Origin of the sequence: Aminobacter sp. MSH1, assembly GCF_003071665.1 — a bacterium.
GTDB lineage: Bacteria > Pseudomonadota > Alphaproteobacteria > Rhizobiales > Rhizobiaceae > Aminobacter > Aminobacter niigataensis.
On sequence record NZ_CP026265.1, the window covers coordinates 3,221,665 to 3,237,166 of the forward strand.

The 15,502-nt window shown below is 59.9% G+C and carries 16 protein-coding genes; 6 read left to right on the forward strand and 10 right to left on the reverse strand.

Features of this window, described 5'->3' with window-relative positions; genetic code table 11:
* Positions 1-15: 15 nt before the first annotated feature.
* From CO731_RS15995 to CO731_RS16035, 9 genes are all read right to left on the reverse strand, one after another.
* Positions 16-900 (reverse strand): MBL fold metallo-hydrolase, encoded by an 885-nt coding sequence (locus tag CO731_RS15995; protein WP_082496618.1) that lies wholly within the window; start codon positions 898-900, stop codon positions 16-18.
* 18 nt (positions 901-918) lie between these two features.
* Positions 919-1,368 (reverse strand): DUF6691 family protein, encoded by a 450-nt coding sequence (locus tag CO731_RS16000; RefSeq protein WP_055977437.1) that lies wholly within the window; start codon positions 1,366-1,368, stop codon positions 919-921.
* 3 nt (positions 1,369-1,371) lie between these two features.
* Positions 1,372-1,821: a YeeE/YedE family protein gene (locus CO731_RS16005; RefSeq protein WP_055977434.1), complete on the reverse strand. Its 450-nt coding sequence runs from the start codon at positions 1,819-1,821 to the stop codon at positions 1,372-1,374.
* Between the two features lie 360 nt (positions 1,822-2,181).
* Positions 2,182-2,847 (reverse strand): Crp/Fnr family transcriptional regulator, encoded by a 666-nt coding sequence (locus tag CO731_RS16010; protein ID WP_199914478.1) that lies wholly within the window; start codon positions 2,845-2,847, stop codon positions 2,182-2,184.
* 277 nt (positions 2,848-3,124) lie between these two features.
* Positions 3,125-3,820, reverse strand: a complete 696-nt coding sequence (locus CO731_RS16015) for a VIT family protein (RefSeq protein ID WP_055977428.1) — start codon at positions 3,818-3,820, stop codon at positions 3,125-3,127.
* Entirely contained in the window at positions 3,817-4,221 is a 405-nt protein-coding gene (locus CO731_RS16020) for an OsmC family protein (RefSeq protein WP_055977424.1), read from the reverse strand. The genes CO731_RS16015 and CO731_RS16020 overlap by 4 nt, the downstream gene beginning before the upstream one ends.
* A gap of 136 nt (positions 4,222-4,357) precedes the next feature.
* Positions 4,358-5,005 carry an FAD:protein FMN transferase gene (locus tag CO731_RS29345; RefSeq protein ID WP_318761485.1) on the reverse strand — a complete coding sequence of 216 codons (648 nt, stop codon included), beginning with the start codon at positions 5,003-5,005 and terminating at the stop codon, positions 4,358-4,360.
* Positions 5,006-5,030: 25 nt separating this feature from the next.
* Positions 5,031-5,306, reverse strand: a complete 276-nt coding sequence (locus CO731_RS29515; protein WP_256371622.1) for an FAD:protein FMN transferase — start codon at positions 5,304-5,306, stop codon at positions 5,031-5,033.
* A gap of 230 nt (positions 5,307-5,536) precedes the next feature.
* The gene (locus CO731_RS16035; RefSeq protein WP_055977421.1) at positions 5,537-6,373 is read right to left on the reverse strand and encodes a universal stress protein; all 837 of its coding nucleotides are present in this window, start codon (positions 6,371-6,373) and stop codon (positions 5,537-5,539) included.
* Between the two features lie 175 nt (positions 6,374-6,548).
* On the opposite strand from CO731_RS16035, the gene CO731_RS16040 reads away from it, so the two are divergent.
* Together CO731_RS16040 and CO731_RS16045 are read left to right on the forward strand one after the other, a co-directional pair.
* A complete protein-coding gene (locus CO731_RS16040; protein ID WP_055977418.1) occupies positions 6,549-6,950 on the forward strand; it encodes a c-type cytochrome in 402 nt (133 codons plus the stop codon).
* Positions 6,951-7,002: 52 nt separating this feature from the next.
* A complete protein-coding gene (locus CO731_RS16045) occupies positions 7,003-8,535 on the forward strand; it encodes a bifunctional aminoglycoside phosphotransferase/ATP-binding protein (protein ID WP_055977416.1) in 1,533 nt (510 codons plus the stop codon).
* Here CO731_RS16045 and CO731_RS16050 read toward each other — a convergent pair.
* Positions 8,513-11,233 (reverse strand): bifunctional acetate--CoA ligase family protein/GNAT family N-acetyltransferase, encoded by a 2,721-nt coding sequence (locus CO731_RS16050; RefSeq protein WP_055977411.1) that lies wholly within the window; start codon positions 11,231-11,233, stop codon positions 8,513-8,515. The two genes, CO731_RS16045 and CO731_RS16050, sit on opposite strands and share 23 nt — an antisense overlap.
* 153 nt (positions 11,234-11,386) lie before the next feature.
* On the opposite strand from CO731_RS16050, the gene CO731_RS16055 reads away from it, so the two are divergent.
* The 4 genes from CO731_RS16055 (at position 11,387) to CO731_RS16070 (ending at position 15,492) form a co-directional block, all read left to right on the forward strand.
* Positions 11,387-11,734 carry a hypothetical protein gene (locus CO731_RS16055; protein ID WP_055977408.1) on the forward strand — a complete coding sequence of 116 codons (348 nt, stop codon included), beginning with the start codon at positions 11,387-11,389 and terminating at the stop codon, positions 11,732-11,734.
* Positions 11,735-11,790: 56 nt separating this feature from the next.
* Positions 11,791-13,650 (forward strand): heavy metal translocating P-type ATPase, encoded by a 1,860-nt coding sequence (locus CO731_RS16060; RefSeq protein ID WP_055977747.1) that lies wholly within the window; start codon positions 11,791-11,793, stop codon positions 13,648-13,650.
* A 119-nt stretch (positions 13,651-13,769) separates the two neighbouring features.
* Positions 13,770-15,023 (forward strand): MgtC/SapB family protein, encoded by a 1,254-nt coding sequence (locus CO731_RS16065; protein ID WP_055977744.1) that lies wholly within the window; start codon positions 13,770-13,772, stop codon positions 15,021-15,023.
* 82 nt (positions 15,024-15,105) lie between these two features.
* Complete coding sequence (locus CO731_RS16070) at positions 15,106-15,492, forward strand: hypothetical protein (protein WP_055977406.1); 387 nt, start codon at positions 15,106-15,108, stop codon at positions 15,490-15,492.
* Positions 15,493-15,502 lie beyond the last annotated feature (10 nt).

Sequence of the window (15,502 nt, forward strand, 5' to 3'; positions counted from 1 at the left end):
AATGGAGGTCAGAGCTCAAAGCCTGTTGATGGGCACTTTGAGCATTGGCCGGCCGTCCTGGTCGGTCGGCACCTCGCCCGCGCGCATGTTTACCTGGAGCGATGGGATGATGAGTTTTGGCATCGCCAGCGTTGCATCGCGTTCGGTGCGCAAATTCACGAACTGCTCCTTGGTGGCTCCTTTGCCGACATGGATGTTGTGTTCTTTTTCCGCGGCCACCGTCGTTTGCCACTGGATGTCGCGGCCATTGGGGCCGTAGTCGTGGCACATGAACAGGCGCGTCTCGTTTGGCAAAGCCAGCACCTTCTGGATGCTATCGTAAAGTGTGGCGGCATCGCCGCCGGGGAAATCGGCACGTGCCGATCCGCCATCGGGCATGAACAGGGTATCTCCCACGAAAGCCGCGTCGCCCATGACATGGACCATGCATGCCGGCGTATGGCCGGGGGTGTAGATTGCCACCGCCTCCATGTTGCCGATCTTGTAGGTGTCGCCATCCTCGAATAGGGCGTCGAACTGGCTGCCGTCGCGCTGGAACTCGGTGCCTTCGTTGAAAATCTTGCCGAACGTGTCCTGCACGACCATGATCTTGTCGCCGATGCCGATCTTGCCGCCGAGAGCGCTCTGAATGTAGGGCGCGGCGGAAAGGTGGTCGGCATGCACATGCGTCTCGATGATCCACTCCAGCTTCAGGCCGTGCTTGCGGATGTAGTCGATGATGGCGTCGGCATGGTCATAGGTGATCCGGCCCGCCGCATAGTCGATGTCCATGACGGAATCGATCACTGCACAGGCGCTCGAGGATGGGTCATTCACCACATAGCTGATGGTATTGGTTGCCGGGTCGAAGAATGCCTCGACCTTTGGCTTGACGGACATGTTGATCGGATAGTCTGTCACGACGGTCTCCTTTCTGGTTCAGGTTTCACGGCGCAGCACGCGGGCTGCGCGCTCGCCGCTCAGGGCCATTAGGCCCTTGGCGCCAAAGATGCCGGCGATCAGCGCCGCCACGAAGGCGACGACCTCGATCCGGCCAGTTCCCAGGGCGGGGAGCGCGGCCCCCGGGCAGAACCCGGCGATGCCCCAGCCCCCGCCGAACACGGCCGAGCCGGCGAGTAGACGGGCATCGATACGCAGATTGTTGGGCAAGTGGAATTTCGCGTCGATGATCGGCGAGGACCTGCGCAAGACAATGCGATAACCAAGGAAGGCGATGATAACCGCCCCTCCCATGACGAAGATGAGGCTTGGGTCCCAGTTGCCTGCCACATCGAAAAAGTTGAGCACCTTAGCCGGGTTGGCCATGCCCGAAATCGAAATGCCCACGCCAAAGACAAGGCCGATGAGATAGGTCGTCAGAAGTCGCATGTCTCAGGCCCCCAGAACATGACGGATGACATAGACGGTCACCCCGGTGGTCAGCATGAAGGTCAGTGTTGCAGCGATGGAGCGGCGCGACAGGCGCGCCATCCCGCAAACCCCGTGTCCCGAGGTGCAGCCGGATCCGTAGGTCACGCCGATCCCGACCAGCAGGCCGCCCACCAGCAGCATCGGCATGGACACCGTTACCTCGACTGCGGGCATCTGCCCGGTCACGGCCAGCGTAGCAAGCGGCCCGCTGATCATCCCGGCCAGCAATGCAAGCCGCCAACCGGTATCTGGATGCGCAGACGGGGTCAGAACACCTGCCAGGACGCCGGTGGCTCCCATGATCCGGCCAAGGGTCAGCATCAGCAGCGCCGAGGCCAGCCCGATCAGAATGCCGCCTGAGAGGGATTGCCATGGGGTGAAAAGGGTTTCGATAATGGTTAGTTCCGGCACGTCTTGACCCCCAAGACGGCCCAGCCGTTGAGCAGAGCGGCAGCAGCGTTCTGCGCCTCGCCGACCTCAAGGCGAAGCGCGCGGTCTATGAATCTTACATTGGCAATCATTGTCGGTGATCTCCTGAGAACAGCACATGCCTATGCTCTTTCGACTTGCCGTTCAGTGACGATGTCACCAAGCGGAAGAAAAAAGACCTACAGGCTGACTGACAGGTTTGCGGATGGGGGCCGTCCGGACGCTGGAAAAATGTGTGATGTCGGATGGCGTCATTACAAATGGAGGGAACAGGCAACGCCTTAACCTGTGGATGATTGCTGTTTTGCGAGCGCTCCGATGGAAGCGACCCTGGGGGCAGATCTATCCAGCATCCAGGGCGGCGAGTCTTTCTAATCCGGCAATATCTACCAGATCGATCGTCCCGCGCGATTGCCGGATCCAGCCCCGTCGCTGAAACTCGCCCAACTGGCGCGAGACAACCTCGCGCGCGGTGCCCAGTTCGGCTGCCATCTGCTGATGCGTGGCTTTGATCTGTCGTGCGCCGCGCTCCAGATCGATCAGCTTCTGCGCAAGCCGGATATCGACGCGCTGGAAGGCGATGTCTTCGATGACCTGAAACAGATCGGTGATCCTTCTGGAATAGGCGGTGAATATGAAATTGCGAAAAGCGACCGACTGCGAGACCAGCTCATCGAAGACCGCGCGCGGGATGGCCACGGCGCGCACATCGGTTTCGGCGATGCCCTGGGCGGAATAGTCTTCGTGGGCCAACAGGCAGGCAGTAGTCAGCACGCAGCTTTGTCCAGCCTCGACTCGATACAGGACTATCTCGCGGCCACCTTCGGAGACCTGCTGCACCCGCACTCTGCCTTCCAGCAGCAGAAGCAGGTTCTCTGGTGACTTGCCGGGGCCGAAGACCACAGTACCTTTCGGGACCGCTATCACGGCGCTCTTTCGGGTCAGCGCGTCGCGTACGGCTGGCTCGAGACGGGACAAGCCCGGAAATTGCGTGATCCAGTCAGGCAAAAGGATCGCTCCTACATTCTAGGGCCCGGGTCCAGTCTACCCTGTTTAGTGACAGATACGTATGAGGAATATCGGCTCTCGGGTAGGCGCGGGCCATCGTCGGCGACTGCGACTGTATCTTTGGGCAGCATCATTTGCGGTTCTCCTGGTTGGGCGAATTGCGTACTTGGAAACGGGAAAGTGCGCTCAGGGGGAGCAGTCAGGCCACGCGGCTTTGGACGAAACTACAGGATAGGGTGGTGTCGGATATCGGGCTCGCCCGGAGTTGGCCGTTCACTCAGACAGCCGTCCCGATCAGCGCGCCAATGCCAGCAGTCAACGCCATCGCAAAGGCGCCCCAGAAGGAAACCCGCAGCATTGCTTTCATGACATTGGCTCCGCCTGCCTTCGCGCCGATTGCTCCCAGAAACGCAAGGAACAGCAATGAAGCAGCCGACACGACCCAGACCAGCGAAGCGGTGGGCGCCACAAGCACCATCGCTAGCGGCATCGCAGCTCCGACGGCAAATGTAGCTGCTGACGTAAAGGCTGCCTGGATCGGCCGCGCCGTCGTCATCTCCGAAATCCCGAGCTCGTCATGTGCGTGGGTGGCAAGAGCGTCTTTTGCCATCAGCTGGTCGGCGACTTGATGTGCAAGGTCAGTCGTCAAGCCGCGCTTGACGTAAATCTGCGCCAATTCCTCTCTTTCGAACTCGGGTTGCGTTTCCAGTTCCATCCGCTCGCGGTCGAGATCAGCATGCTCGGTGTCCGACTGCGAACTCACCGATACGTACTCGCCCGCCGCCATGGACATGGCACCTGCTACAAGCCCGGCCACGCCCGCGACAAGAACTTCCGACGTTCCAGCAGCAGCGGAGGCGACTCCGACGATGAGGCTGGCTGTGGAGACTATACCGTCGTTGGCTCCGAGTACTGCAGCTCGAAGCCAGCCGATCCGCGAAACGAGATGGTTCTCCTTATGCAGCCTGCTCATGCCTGCCTCTGGATGATGCCGTTCAGCGCGGTGGCTGCAGCGATCGTGTTTGAGATGGTGCCGTATTTGCGGACATTCCTGTGCAGCAATTCCAAACGCTGGTCCGTCTCGTCCGTGTCAACCGTCAGTACGTAGTCGATTGAGACTATTTTCGGGGGGCTATCCTGCCGCACGGCATGAACATCGACATGGGCACCTTTGAAGTCGAAGTGCAGCATCGGAGCAATGCGCTCGAGCCCCTTGATCATGCATGCCGCGACTGATGCGAGTAGCAGTTCCGCGGGATTGAAAGCATCAAGTCGACCATCAGGATCGGTACCAAGACTGATCTGTGCGGTCTTGGTCGTGGCAAGGGCGCCGTGGACATCCACCCGACGGGCTTCGACGTTGTACTCGAGCATGATGCGACCTCTCCTTTGGAGCGCGCTATGGACGACGCGCGAGAACGATTAATCCTAGCGCGTCAGAATTGCAGGAGAATTGATCTGGATCAGGTGGCAAAGGCAGAAGCGGCAAGCTTGATTCTACTTCAATGAATTATTTGCCAGAGATAGTGTCGAGTCCTCGCCGATACATGTCCGCGTTTTGGTACTCCAACTCCTCAGGCAGTGCAGGATCCCAGGAGCAGGAAGGCGACCATGGGGAGCCCACAGGCCAGATCGTTTGAGGCCAGGTCCGTCCGCCGTAGAGGGCGGCCCCGCCCAGGAAACCTCCCAGGGCAACAGCACGTTCTTTAGGCGGTCTGCATTCGAATGCTCCATCCCTCTGCGTGGCTCGCCCCGTCCTGTGCGGCCGCCGACGCCTGGGCCACCGCCTTGATGGTGCTCGGCCCCGGCGAGGGCGGGGTTCTGGCGCGGAAAGTCGGGATCGACGCCCTTTTCCTGCTTCGAGGCGAAGCAGATAGCATCCGTGCGTGCAGCGTCGGGCGAATATTCGCGGACGAACCGGCAATCGGACAACCGTGACTGAGGCAGGGGCATCGAGAAGTGGTGTGCCTCTACGCGGGTCCATGGTGTGCGAGAGCCGCCGTCCCTGCACCTCAACCCAGTGGCGGTAGTCGCCTGAGGTCGCCACGGCGCTGTCCTGCAGGGACAGGACCGAATGCGGTGCTCGCCGGTCCGGATCGGGCAGTTCCACGGCGACCGTCCAGGTCTCGCCGTCCGGCCTCCGTCCCATGGCCCGCATTTCGCCGTCTATGCCGGCCAGTGCATCACGGACTCCGAGGGTGGCTAGCGTTTTCGGCCAGCCGGTCCACCGCGAAGCCCTTGGCGATGCCGTTGAGGTCGAGCGCAATGGGTACAAGCTTCCGTACCTCCCCGTCGCCCAGCTCGATCGCTTCATGCGCGGGAATGCGGCGCGCCGTCAGGGCCGTGCGGATCAGGTCGGCGGCGGCGGCCGGGCCGAATCCCCAGGCTGTTACCGCATCGCCCACCCCGATGTCGAAAGCAGCGTCGGATACCTTGCCAACTGCCAGCGCCAGCCGCACGATCGCCCACCGCTTGGGCAGCGCGCTTACTCTTAGGTCACCGCGCCAAGACAGCCAGAGCCGGTTCGAAGCAAGTGTCCGGCTTGCGAGCGCAGTCACGCCCGAGACAAGGATCTGAGCTGAAGTTCAATCTGGCCCCATCACGTCGAAAGTGCCGAAAATCCCGCATCCTAACGGCAAGGCAGTTGCCCTTGTGGTCGAAGACAGCTTGAGCATCGGGCCTTGGCCATTCAGTGCGCCATGAATACGGGCTTTGAAAGGTCATTAAGTATCGACTTGGTAACGCCGCCGAACAACTTTTCGCGCAGGCGCGAATGGCCGTAGGCACCCATCACAACCAGGTCTGCCGACATATCCGCGGCATGTCGCTTCAGCACCTCAGCAACGCTCCGGCCCGAACTTGGAAGCCGCTCGACCATGACTTTCGCGCCATGACGGGCAAGATAGGTCGCGACGTCGGCGCCGGGTTCGGCACCTTGGTGGCTTTCTCCTTCGACAGGATCGACAAGAACCAGGCGCACATCATCAGCGGCCGTCAGCATGTGGATTGCCTCACGAACGGCGCGGGAGGCTTCGATGCGCGAATCCCAGGCAATCATCACCTTCCTTGGTTGCAGGCTTGGCCTCGATCCTTCAGGAACCAGCAGCATTGGTTTGCCCGACGAAAAAAGGGCGCCTTCAATGGTCTTGTCTTTGAGGGTGCCGTCCGACAATAGTTCCGGTCCAATGAGGGTCAGGTCGGCGTAGCGGGCCCGCCGACCGATGATTTCATCGGCCCAGCCGATTTCGGCATAGGCGTTGGTAACGTCGGCGGATATCGCGGAGCTGGCCAGCAGGTGCGAAACTGCGCCGGTCCGTTTTCCGAGCTGTTCGAGGTCGGCGCGACGTTCTTCCATCCAGGCATCGGAGATCGGAGCCGCGTAGTCGCCAATCGGTGGCGGGGCGGCGAGTGCCACCGCAAGCACAGATAGGTGAGCGCCGACTTCTTCACACAGGCTGGTCGCCAGCTTGATGTCGTTGTCGCCGCGATGCGTACCGGTGACCGTTAGAATTGTCTTGAAGGGCATAGCGTGGTTCCTCTCGCCTGATGGGACACTTGAGCAGCAATCGATATCGCCAACGGCGGGGACATTCCTTGCGCTGCGTCAAATCGTGGAGGGCATCTGACGACAGGTTTGACAGGGATCAAAGATTGGCCTGGTCGATCAGTTAGGCTTTGTCCCTATTCGCGGGGGAGCCGAAATGAATTGTTTGATCGCAACCTCTATCTTTCTGGCAACAAGCTCATGGCCAATCGCCGCCCAAGAGATGGGCTACGGCGAAAGTGAGTTCATCAATTCATGCGCGCTCTGTCATGGCGTGCGCGGGAAGGGTGATGGACCTCTGGCTACGGAGCTGCAGACGGCCCCTTCCGACTTGTCTCTGCTCTCGGAGCGAAACGGCGATGAGTTTCCCTTTCAACTGGTGATGGCGATAATTGACGGTCGCCACATCGTGCCAGGGCATGGCGAGCGCGAAATGCCGGTCTGGGGACGCGAATTCCTGGAAAGCGACCAACGCACCTATGGTGCGACGGGCGGAGAAGCTGTGACCCAGGAGAGAGTTCACCAGCTCGCAGAGTACATACAGACGCTGCAGAGATAGGGGCGGCCTTGCAGGGCGACGCTCGATAGCACTCGACCGACGGGAAATTGCGATGCTCACCGAAGACCAGACAGCCGCAGTCGCCTTCTTATTGAATGCGGCGACGCATCGTGACGCCAACAAAGTGGAACTGATTGAGACGCATATTTCCCGCGTCTTTCTTGTTGGAGAGCGCGCCTTCAAGATGAAGCGAGCGGTCAAGCTACCCTATGCGGATTTTTCGACGGCAGACCTTCGGCTGGCTGTCTGCAAGCTGGAGGTCGAGCGTAATTCAATGACTGCGCCGGGCCTCTATCTAGCTACGCGGCGCTTGACGCGTACGCATAACGGCCAGCTGGAGTTCGATGGACTTGGCGAACTCGTCGACGCAGTGGTCGAGATGCGTCGCTTCGATCAATCGGCCTTGCTGGATCGAATGGCTTTGGCCGGCGAACTGACGCCAAAACTCATGACGGACGTCGCTCGAACGATCATACGGTTTCACCGTGGCGCCCCTGTTTCTCATTCCGGCACCGGTACGGCGAACCTGGGACACGTGCTCGACATCAACCGTGCTGGGTTTGCAACGAGCAGCGTCTTTACCGATGTCGAAGTTGAAGCGTTCGACGGGCTGTTCCGGAGTGCGTTGGTACGCCATGAGGGCCTGCTAGATAGCCGCGGACGCCACGGCAAGATACGGCGCTGCCACGGGGACCTCCACTTGCGAAACATCTGCCTGTTTCAAGGCGAGCCGCGGCTTTTCGACTGCATTGAATTTAATGACCAGATCGCAACGGTAGACGTGCTCTACGACCTCGCATTCCTGCTGATGGACCTCTGGCATCGTGGTTTGCCAGAGTTCGCCAACCTGGTTGTGAACCGCTATCTCGATGAGGCGGACGATGAAGACGGCTTCATCCTTTTGCCCATGCTGATGGCGATCCGCGCTGCGGTCCGTTCGCATGTTACCGCGACGCTCGCAGACGAGGGCGGTGACAACAAGGTGAAGCTGGTTGCCGAAGCGAAATCATATTTCGAACTTGCCCGACAGTTGCTTATCGACTGTCCGCCGAGGCTTGTCGCTTTTGGAGGCTTGAGCGGTTCCGGCAAGACCACAGTTGCTGAAGCTGTCGCCGCGCATATCGGGGCGCCTCCAGGGGCACGGATAGTCGAAAGCGATCGCGTAAGGAAAAGTCTTCACGGCGTGTCGGCCGAAACCCGACTGCCGGCGAGGGCATACCTGCCGGAGGTATCAGAACGCGTCTATGCCGAGATGGCCTGGCGTGCCGGGTTGATCCTTTCCCAGGGCGGTTCGGTGGTTGCCGATGCCGTTTTTGATCGCCGGTCGGACAGGCAAAGGATCGAGCGTAGTGCCAGCGAAAGGCATTTACCCTTCGTCGGCTTCTGGCTTGAGGCTGACCCGACTTTGCTTTGGCAGCGGGTGAGCGAACGAAAGGGAGGGCCATCGGACGCGACCATTGATGTATTGTCACGGCAGTTGCGACGCCATGACGATGATGTCAGTTGGGTGAAACTTGATGCTGCCCGTGTTCCTGCCCGGATCGCTGCAGATGTTTTGGCTTTCAGCCCGCACCAACCGGGGTAGCTGCAAGCACTTGAGGCGACTTCAGCATGAGTGTCGCGACACAGAGGCCGTAGTCCTCTGCGACGTGTTTAATGGCAAACCCGAATTCCCTGCACATGGCCAGCATTTTCCGGTTCTCGCTGAGGACAATGCCTTCGATCTTGGCGATACCATCGGCACGTGCGTAGTCGATGATCTGGCGTAGCAGTTCCCAGCCGAGGCCCTTACCCTGTAAATCTGTCCGGACGAGCAGCGCATATTCGGCCACGGCGTGGTCAGGGTCGCATGAGAGGCGACTGATGCCCGCGAGCTTGCCACTGGCGGCCTCGATCGCAACGAATGCCATTTCTCGTTCGTAGTCGAGTTGTGTCAGCCGTTTCAGCATCTGGTCGGGAAAGTTCTTGCGCGGCCCGAGAAATCGGAACCTGAGGTCTTCCTGCGAGACTTGAGCGAGGAACGGTGGATAGAGACTGAAGTCAGTCGGTTTGATGGGTCTGATGGAATATTCCATCCCATTGAAGTCAACACTCCGCTCCCACTTTGCCGGGTAGGGACGAATGACGAGATCGGCGTTGGGGCTCGGTTCTTCGACCTTCGCCGGATCGATTTGGATGCGGGCGTCCAAGGCCATCGCCCCGTCCGCGTCGACCAGGACAGGGTTGATGTCCAATGATGTGATGCAGCGAAAATCGACGACCAGTTGCGAGATGCTATTCAACGCCGTCAACAGTGCGGCGCGGTTGGCTGGCTCGCGATTGCGGAAGCCGGCCAGCAGGCGGCCGGCACGCGTACTGTCGATCATATCTCCAGCCAGAACATCATCCAGAGGCGGTAGCGCCATCGCGGTGTCGTTCAACACTTCAACCGCAACCCCTCCCGTGCCGAACAGCATGACGGGCCCGAATATCGGGTCGCGGTTCATGCCCAAGATCAGTTCATGGGCCTGCTTTCTTATGATCATAGGCTGCACTGAATAGCCGTCCACCGAGGCACCCGGCATGGCCTTACGGACACGCTGGTAAATGGCCTCAGCGGCATTTTCGGCCGCAGCAGAAGACCTGATATCAAGCACAACGCCGCCGATATCCGACTTGTGCGAAATGTCCTTGGACAGAAGCTTCACAACAACCTTTTCTGCGGTCAAGAGCATGGTGGCCGCTGCCTGACCAACTTCGGACGGTGAGTTGGCTACCACTGTCTTTGGCGTCGGTATCCTGTAGGCCGCGATCACTGTCTTGGCCTCGGGTTCGGTCAGCATGGACCGCCCTTCCTTGGCAACTTGACGGAACACCGAACGCGCAAGATCTCGATCCGCGTTGAAAGCGTCGTCGTAAGTTGAGGGCACTCGCATGAGCGCGGTTTGGGCCCGGGACCAGTCGCCGAGATAACAAACTGCTCGTGCTGCCTCAGCTGTCGTCTCGAAACTGGCGATGCCTGCGTTCTGCAGTATGTCTCGTCCGGCTTTTGCGGTGTTTTCGCCAAGCCAGCACGTGAGCATCGGTTTGCCATTTATCTTGCCGTCATGCGCAATGGAGGCGACGGCTGCGGCAGCTTCGGTCGCCGACGCGAGTCCCGTGGGACAGTTCAGAACCATCAGGGCGTCCGTGCCGGCATCGTCCGCCACGGCCTGGATGGCCTCGGTGTATCGACTTGGAGGCGCGTCGCCGATGATGTCGACCGGATTTGCCCGCGACCACGTTGAAGGCAGACAAACATTCAGCCTGTCGAAAGTCGCAGACGACAGTTCGGCCAGGTCGCACCCCCGATCCAAAAGTTCGTCGAGCGCGAGCACTCCAGCGCCGCCGCCGTTCGTCACGATGCCTACGCGGCTTTGCTGCAGTGGGGCAAAGTGGGCCATGGTCTCGGCTGCATCGAAGAGTTCCAGCAGGCCTTTGACACGGAGCACCCCGGCGCGCCTGAAAGCTGCGCTGACCGCGCGATCACCCCCAGCAAGCGCGCCTGTATGCGTAGCGGCAGCCTTGGCGGCCTGTTCATGCCGTCCAGATTTTATGGCGATCACGGGTTTGAGGCGCGCTGCGGCGCGCGCGGCCGCCATGAACTTTCGCGGGTTCGGGATCGTCTCGAGATACATGAGGATGGCGTGCGTAGCAGGGTCGCCAGCAAGCATGTCGAGATAATCTCCGACGTCGACGTCGGCCATTTCCCCCAAGGAGACTACGTGTGAAAAGCCGACATTGTTTTCCAGCGCCCAATCCACCAACGCGGTCACGACGGCCCCGGACTGTGAAAGCAGCGCAATCCCGCCAGATCGTGCCGGCTTGTGTGCGAAGCTGGCATTGAGCTTGAGCGACGGGATCATCAACCCGAGCGTGTTCGGTCCAATTATCCGGAAAAGATTTGGCTTGGCTGCATCGAGCATGGCTTGCTTGAGCCCGTTTTCAGCGGTGAGACCCGCTGTAATCACGACTGCCGCCTTGCCCCCCTTGTTGCCGAGTTCGCGAATGATGGCTGGAACGGTGGCTGGGGGGGTGACGATGACACTGAGGTCCGGAATGCCCGGAAGGTCTTGTGCTTGGCGGTAACAAGGCCTGCCGACGATTTCCCGATATTTTGGATTGACTGGCCATATCTCCCCTTCAAAGCCGCCTTGGGCGATGTTTTCGATGACAACGCGCCCGACAGATCCCTGTCGTGTCGAAGCACCAAAGACAGCCACTGATTTGGGGTGTACTGCGAATTCAAGATTCCGGATGGTCAAGTCGCCTGTCCTCCTGTTGTCACCGTAGGCCCAGGCGTGCGGAGATGCTTTGCTTCAAATCAACCCCTGCGGTTCGCTCGATGAGATTGACCTGCGTCAAGGCTACTGAGTTGCCGATGTGGTCGACTGAGCTAACAACGGGAGGAACTTGTGATGAAGCACTTGATCAGATTGTCACTGGGCGCCGCGATCGCAACTGCTGCGATGGCTGGTGGCACGTTCGCGCAGATGCACGGCCCCTTGATGTTCCAAGGGCACGAGATGATGTCGGCCGACGACATGACCAAGATGATTGACAGGATGCACAATGCGAAGACCGAAGCGGAATGTGGCGCGATCCGCGCCGAGCATCAGCAGCTGATGCAGAAACGGGCAGAGGAAATGGGGATCAAGCTCCCGAAGGAACACAAATGGGAAAACATGCCGCTCGGATGTGGTCCTGGCATGATGGGCGGCAGCGAGGTCCCCGGTACCCAAAACAATGATTCAACGGCGAAGTGAGCCTGTCGCATTCGCATTTCGTCGCCGTGGAGGGCGGCCAGAGCCGGAGGAACGCCGTGTACGAACCGCTGCTCCGGAAATCGTTGCTTGCAATTGCTGTCGCCGGCTTGGCGGCTGGGCTTGCCGGCGTGTTGGGAGTCCAGCTTCCGCTTCCATCTGAAAGTGTATGGGCGCTGGCCACCTTGCCGGTAATCGCGGCGCTAGCAGTGTCCATCTTCCGCGATGTATTTGCTGGTCGCCTTGGCGTTGACGCGATCGCATTGCTTTCGATGACAGCGGCACTGTTGTTCGACGAAGCCTTGGCCGCTGTTGTCGTGGCGATCATGTATACGGGCGGCAACGTGCTCGAGGACTATGCACGGGGGCGCGCCGAGCGTGATCTGAAGGCGCTGACTGATAGGTCACCCCGGATTGCGCATCGCAGGTCCGGGGAACGTTTTGAGAGCATTCCGGTCGAACAGGTCTCAGTCGACGACGAGCTCATGGTACGAGCTGGTGAGGTGCTGCCCGTCGATGGTGTGCTGCTCGACGACGCCAGAATTGACGAGTCTGCGATAACCGGTGAGCCGTTCCCAATGGTCTGCAAGCGCGGCGATGCGTTGCGCAGCGGGACAGTAAATGCAGGTGAGATGTTTCACATGCGTGCGTCCGCGCTGGCAGGCCAAAGTACCTATGCCGGCATCGTAAGAATGGTCGAGGCGGCTCAGACAGCCAGGGCTCCGTTCATTCGCATGGCGGATCGTTTTGCATTGATCTTGCTACCGCTGACACTGATGGTGGCGGCCCTTGCCTGGTACGCCTCGAGCGATCCCATCCGGGCACTTGCGGTTCTTGTGGTTGCGACACCTTGTCCGCTCATCCTGGCTGCACCGATCGCATTTATTGCCGGGGTATCACGTGCGGCTCGGCACGGCATTTTGATGAAAGGAAGCACCGCCCTGGAGGCTCTCGCCAAAGCCCGGACGGCAGTTTTCGACAAGACTGGCACGCTGACATACGGCGGAGCTCAACTCGTGGAGATGGAAGTCGCACCGGGACGTGACAGCGACGAGCTTTTCGGGTTGTTGGCCTCTTTGGAACAGGCCTCCCATCACGTCCTGGCCGATGCAATCGTTGCTCTCGCCAAAAACAAGGGCCTCAACCTGTTTCGGCCTGAACGGGTTGTCGAGTATCGCGGATCGGGCCTCAAGGGGATTGTGTGTGGTGTGAGTGTATCCGCAGGCTCTCAATCGCTCATCCTTGCCGGCCGTGACTTGCCTGCATGGGCTGAAAGGATCGTCGCCCGCTACAAAGGCCAGCCAGCGTTGGCCGTCTATGTCGCAGTCGACGAGCGGCTGGTTGCCATCCTTGTCCTGGGAGATGGGCTGCGTGCCGACGCGGTCGACGCCTTGTCACGGCTCAGGCGCGCGGGGATCACCCGCAGCCTGATGCTTACGGGGGATGATGCCGAGACCGCCAATCGGATCGGTGGGACACTCGGTTTTGACCGGATCGTTGCGGATGCGTCGCCGGCCGACAAGGTTGGGCTTATCAAAGCAGAAGCCCTTGCGGCGCCGACAATGATGGTTGGCGATGGCATCAATGATGCCCCGGCGTTGGCCACCGCGACGGTGGGTATTGCGATGGGCGCCCGAGGTGCCACTGCTTCATCCGAAGCCGCTGACGTCATTGTGTTGACCGATCACTTGGGGCCTGTCGCTGATGCTGTTGCAATTGCACATCGGACAACGACCATCGCAAAGCAGAGCATAGTTGTGGGGCTGGCACTATCTGGCGCGGCGATGATCGCGGCAGCATTCGGCTTGATCACACCTGTCGCAGGCGCTCTTCTGCAAGAGGGAATTGATGTGGCAGTAATCCTGAATGCGCTGCGCGCCCTTGGTGGCGACCAAATTCTAAAGGCGAGGTACGGGTAGATTTGCAGGCGGAGCCGGTCGGAATGTGCCCGGTCCAGTGACCAAGCCGTTGACAAGACGATGGCCCAATGGCCACTCAAGCGCTTGTCCGTTTCAGTGTACTGAGGAGCGCATAGATGATGGACGAGATCATTGCCCGTCTCGGCCTTGCGCTCGCTATCGGCCTTCTGGTTGGCCTTGAACGAGGTTGGCAGGAAAGAAACGCACCAGATCGAAGCCGGACCGCGGGCATTCGCACTTTCGGAATCTCGGGACTGTTGGGCGGTGTCATCGCAGCCCTAGCCCAGGCATTCAACACGCCATCAGTGCTTGTTGCAGGTTTCCTCGGGTTTACTGTGGTCCTTGCTTGGTACAAGGCGCGCGAGGCAGTTCACGATGAAGATTTCAGCGTCACGGGAGTAGTTGCTGGGCTGGCAGTTTTTGCACTCGGGGCGCTGGCGGTGGCTGGTGACTATCGTGCCGCGGCAGCGGGCGGCGCCGCATTGGCAGCGGTGCTGGCCAGTCGCGAATTGCTGCATGGTCTTCTGCGGCGGCTGACTTGGGTGGAACTCCGTTCGGCTCTTATCCTTGCGGTCATGACGACGGTCGTTCTGCCCCTATTGCCGGATAGGACAGTTGATCCTTGGGGTGGGTTCAATCCGCGCGAGGTCTGGATCTTCACTGTCTTGATCGCTGCGATCTCATACGCGGGTTATGTCGCGGTGCGCGTGTTCGGTCCGACGCGGGGACTGTTGGTAAGTGCAGTGACTGGAGCGGTTGTTTCGTCCACCGCTGTCACTGTCGCGCTGGCGCGTTCGGCCACCGCTGTCAGCGGTGTGTCGTCGCTTGCAGGAGCAGCTTGCCTTGCGGCCCTGGTTTCGATCGTTCGCGTGATGGTTATCGTGCTTATGTTGGAGCCAGCTGTTGCAGTAGGTGCGGCACCAGTGGCGCTCACTGCAGCTTCGGTTTTCGCGGTTGGCGGGCTGTTCCTTCTGTCGCGAGTTGGCGACCGTAAGGTCGCCGAAGCCCCCATGCGCAATCCCTTCGAACTTGGTCCTTTGCTTGTATTTGCCGCCTTTTTCGCTGTTGCCTCGGTGGCAAGTGCCTTGCTCGCCGGCTTCGTCGGCAGCACTGGTGTGCTCGCGGTCTCGGTCGTTTCAGCGCTTTTCGATGTCGATATCGCGGTCCTGAGTGCGCTTCGCCTGGCTAAGGACGTTGCTTCCACCCAGGTCGCCACGCTGGCGGTACTGCTCGCACTTGCAGTGAACGCGATTGGGCGTCTCGGATTGGCGATGATTTCCGGCCCGTTTCGGTTTTCGGCGCCCCTGCTTGTAGTGACCGCCATCGCGTTCGTATTCGGTATCGCCAGCCTGAAGTTGGGGGCTGCGTTCTAGCAGGATTGCAACAGTCGATTTGACGCCGATCAAGGCCATTTGCATGCCATAGGCTATTTCAGGGCAAAGAAAGGACTTTGCCATGACGTCTTTGAAAGATCTCACGCCCAATTTTCGCAACGTTCGGCTGCTGCTCGCACGCGAAAAGGGTCATCCCGGTGGAGAACAGGACGTCGGCTACGACCTGCTGATCCCTCTGGATGGTGAAAGCCGGATCGATGCTGCCGACTGGAAGAAACACCAAACGGTCTGCCGCGTCAGAAAATTCAGCGCAGATATGGAGGACCGCATCGGATTGCTCAGGCGCAAGCCGGGGGGACAATGGTTTTTTGACTTTTCCGAAGGCGACAAGGATGACGAGATCGGATTTCGCCTGGGAGAGGAACGGTTCGCTGTTGGCGAATATGTCTCTGTCGGCCCCAAGGGGGCAATGCACACCTATCAGATCGCGAGGGTGGAGCGACCCTGAGTGCAAGAGC

Coding starts and splice junctions, on each gene's coding strand:
- CO731_RS16000 (WP_055977437.1), bottom strand. CDS start 1,368: ATGCGACTTCTGACGACCTATCTCATCGGCCTTGTCTTTGGCGTGGGC.
- CO731_RS16015 (WP_055977428.1), bottom strand. CDS start 3,820: ATGAGCAGGCTGCATAAGGAGAACCATCTCGTTTCGCGGATCGGCTGG.
- CO731_RS16020 (WP_055977424.1), bottom strand. CDS start 4,221: ATGCTCGAGTACAACGTCGAAGCCCGTCGGGTGGATGTCCACGGCGCC.
- CO731_RS29345 (WP_318761485.1), bottom strand. CDS start 5,005: ATGCGGGCCATGGGACGGAGGCCGGACGGCGAGACCTGGACGGTCGCC.
- CO731_RS16035 (WP_055977421.1), bottom strand. CDS start 6,373: ATGCCCTTCAAGACAATTCTAACGGTCACCGGTACGCATCGCGGCGAC.
- CO731_RS16040 (WP_055977418.1), top strand. CDS start 6,549: ATGAATTGTTTGATCGCAACCTCTATCTTTCTGGCAACAAGCTCATGG.
- CO731_RS16045 (WP_055977416.1), top strand. CDS start 7,003: ATGCTCACCGAAGACCAGACAGCCGCAGTCGCCTTCTTATTGAATGCG.
- CO731_RS16055 (WP_055977408.1), top strand. CDS start 11,387: ATGAAGCACTTGATCAGATTGTCACTGGGCGCCGCGATCGCAACTGCT.
- CO731_RS16065 (WP_055977744.1), top strand. CDS start 13,770: ATGGACGAGATCATTGCCCGTCTCGGCCTTGCGCTCGCTATCGGCCTT.
- CO731_RS16070 (WP_055977406.1), top strand. CDS start 15,106: ATGACGTCTTTGAAAGATCTCACGCCCAATTTTCGCAACGTTCGGCTG.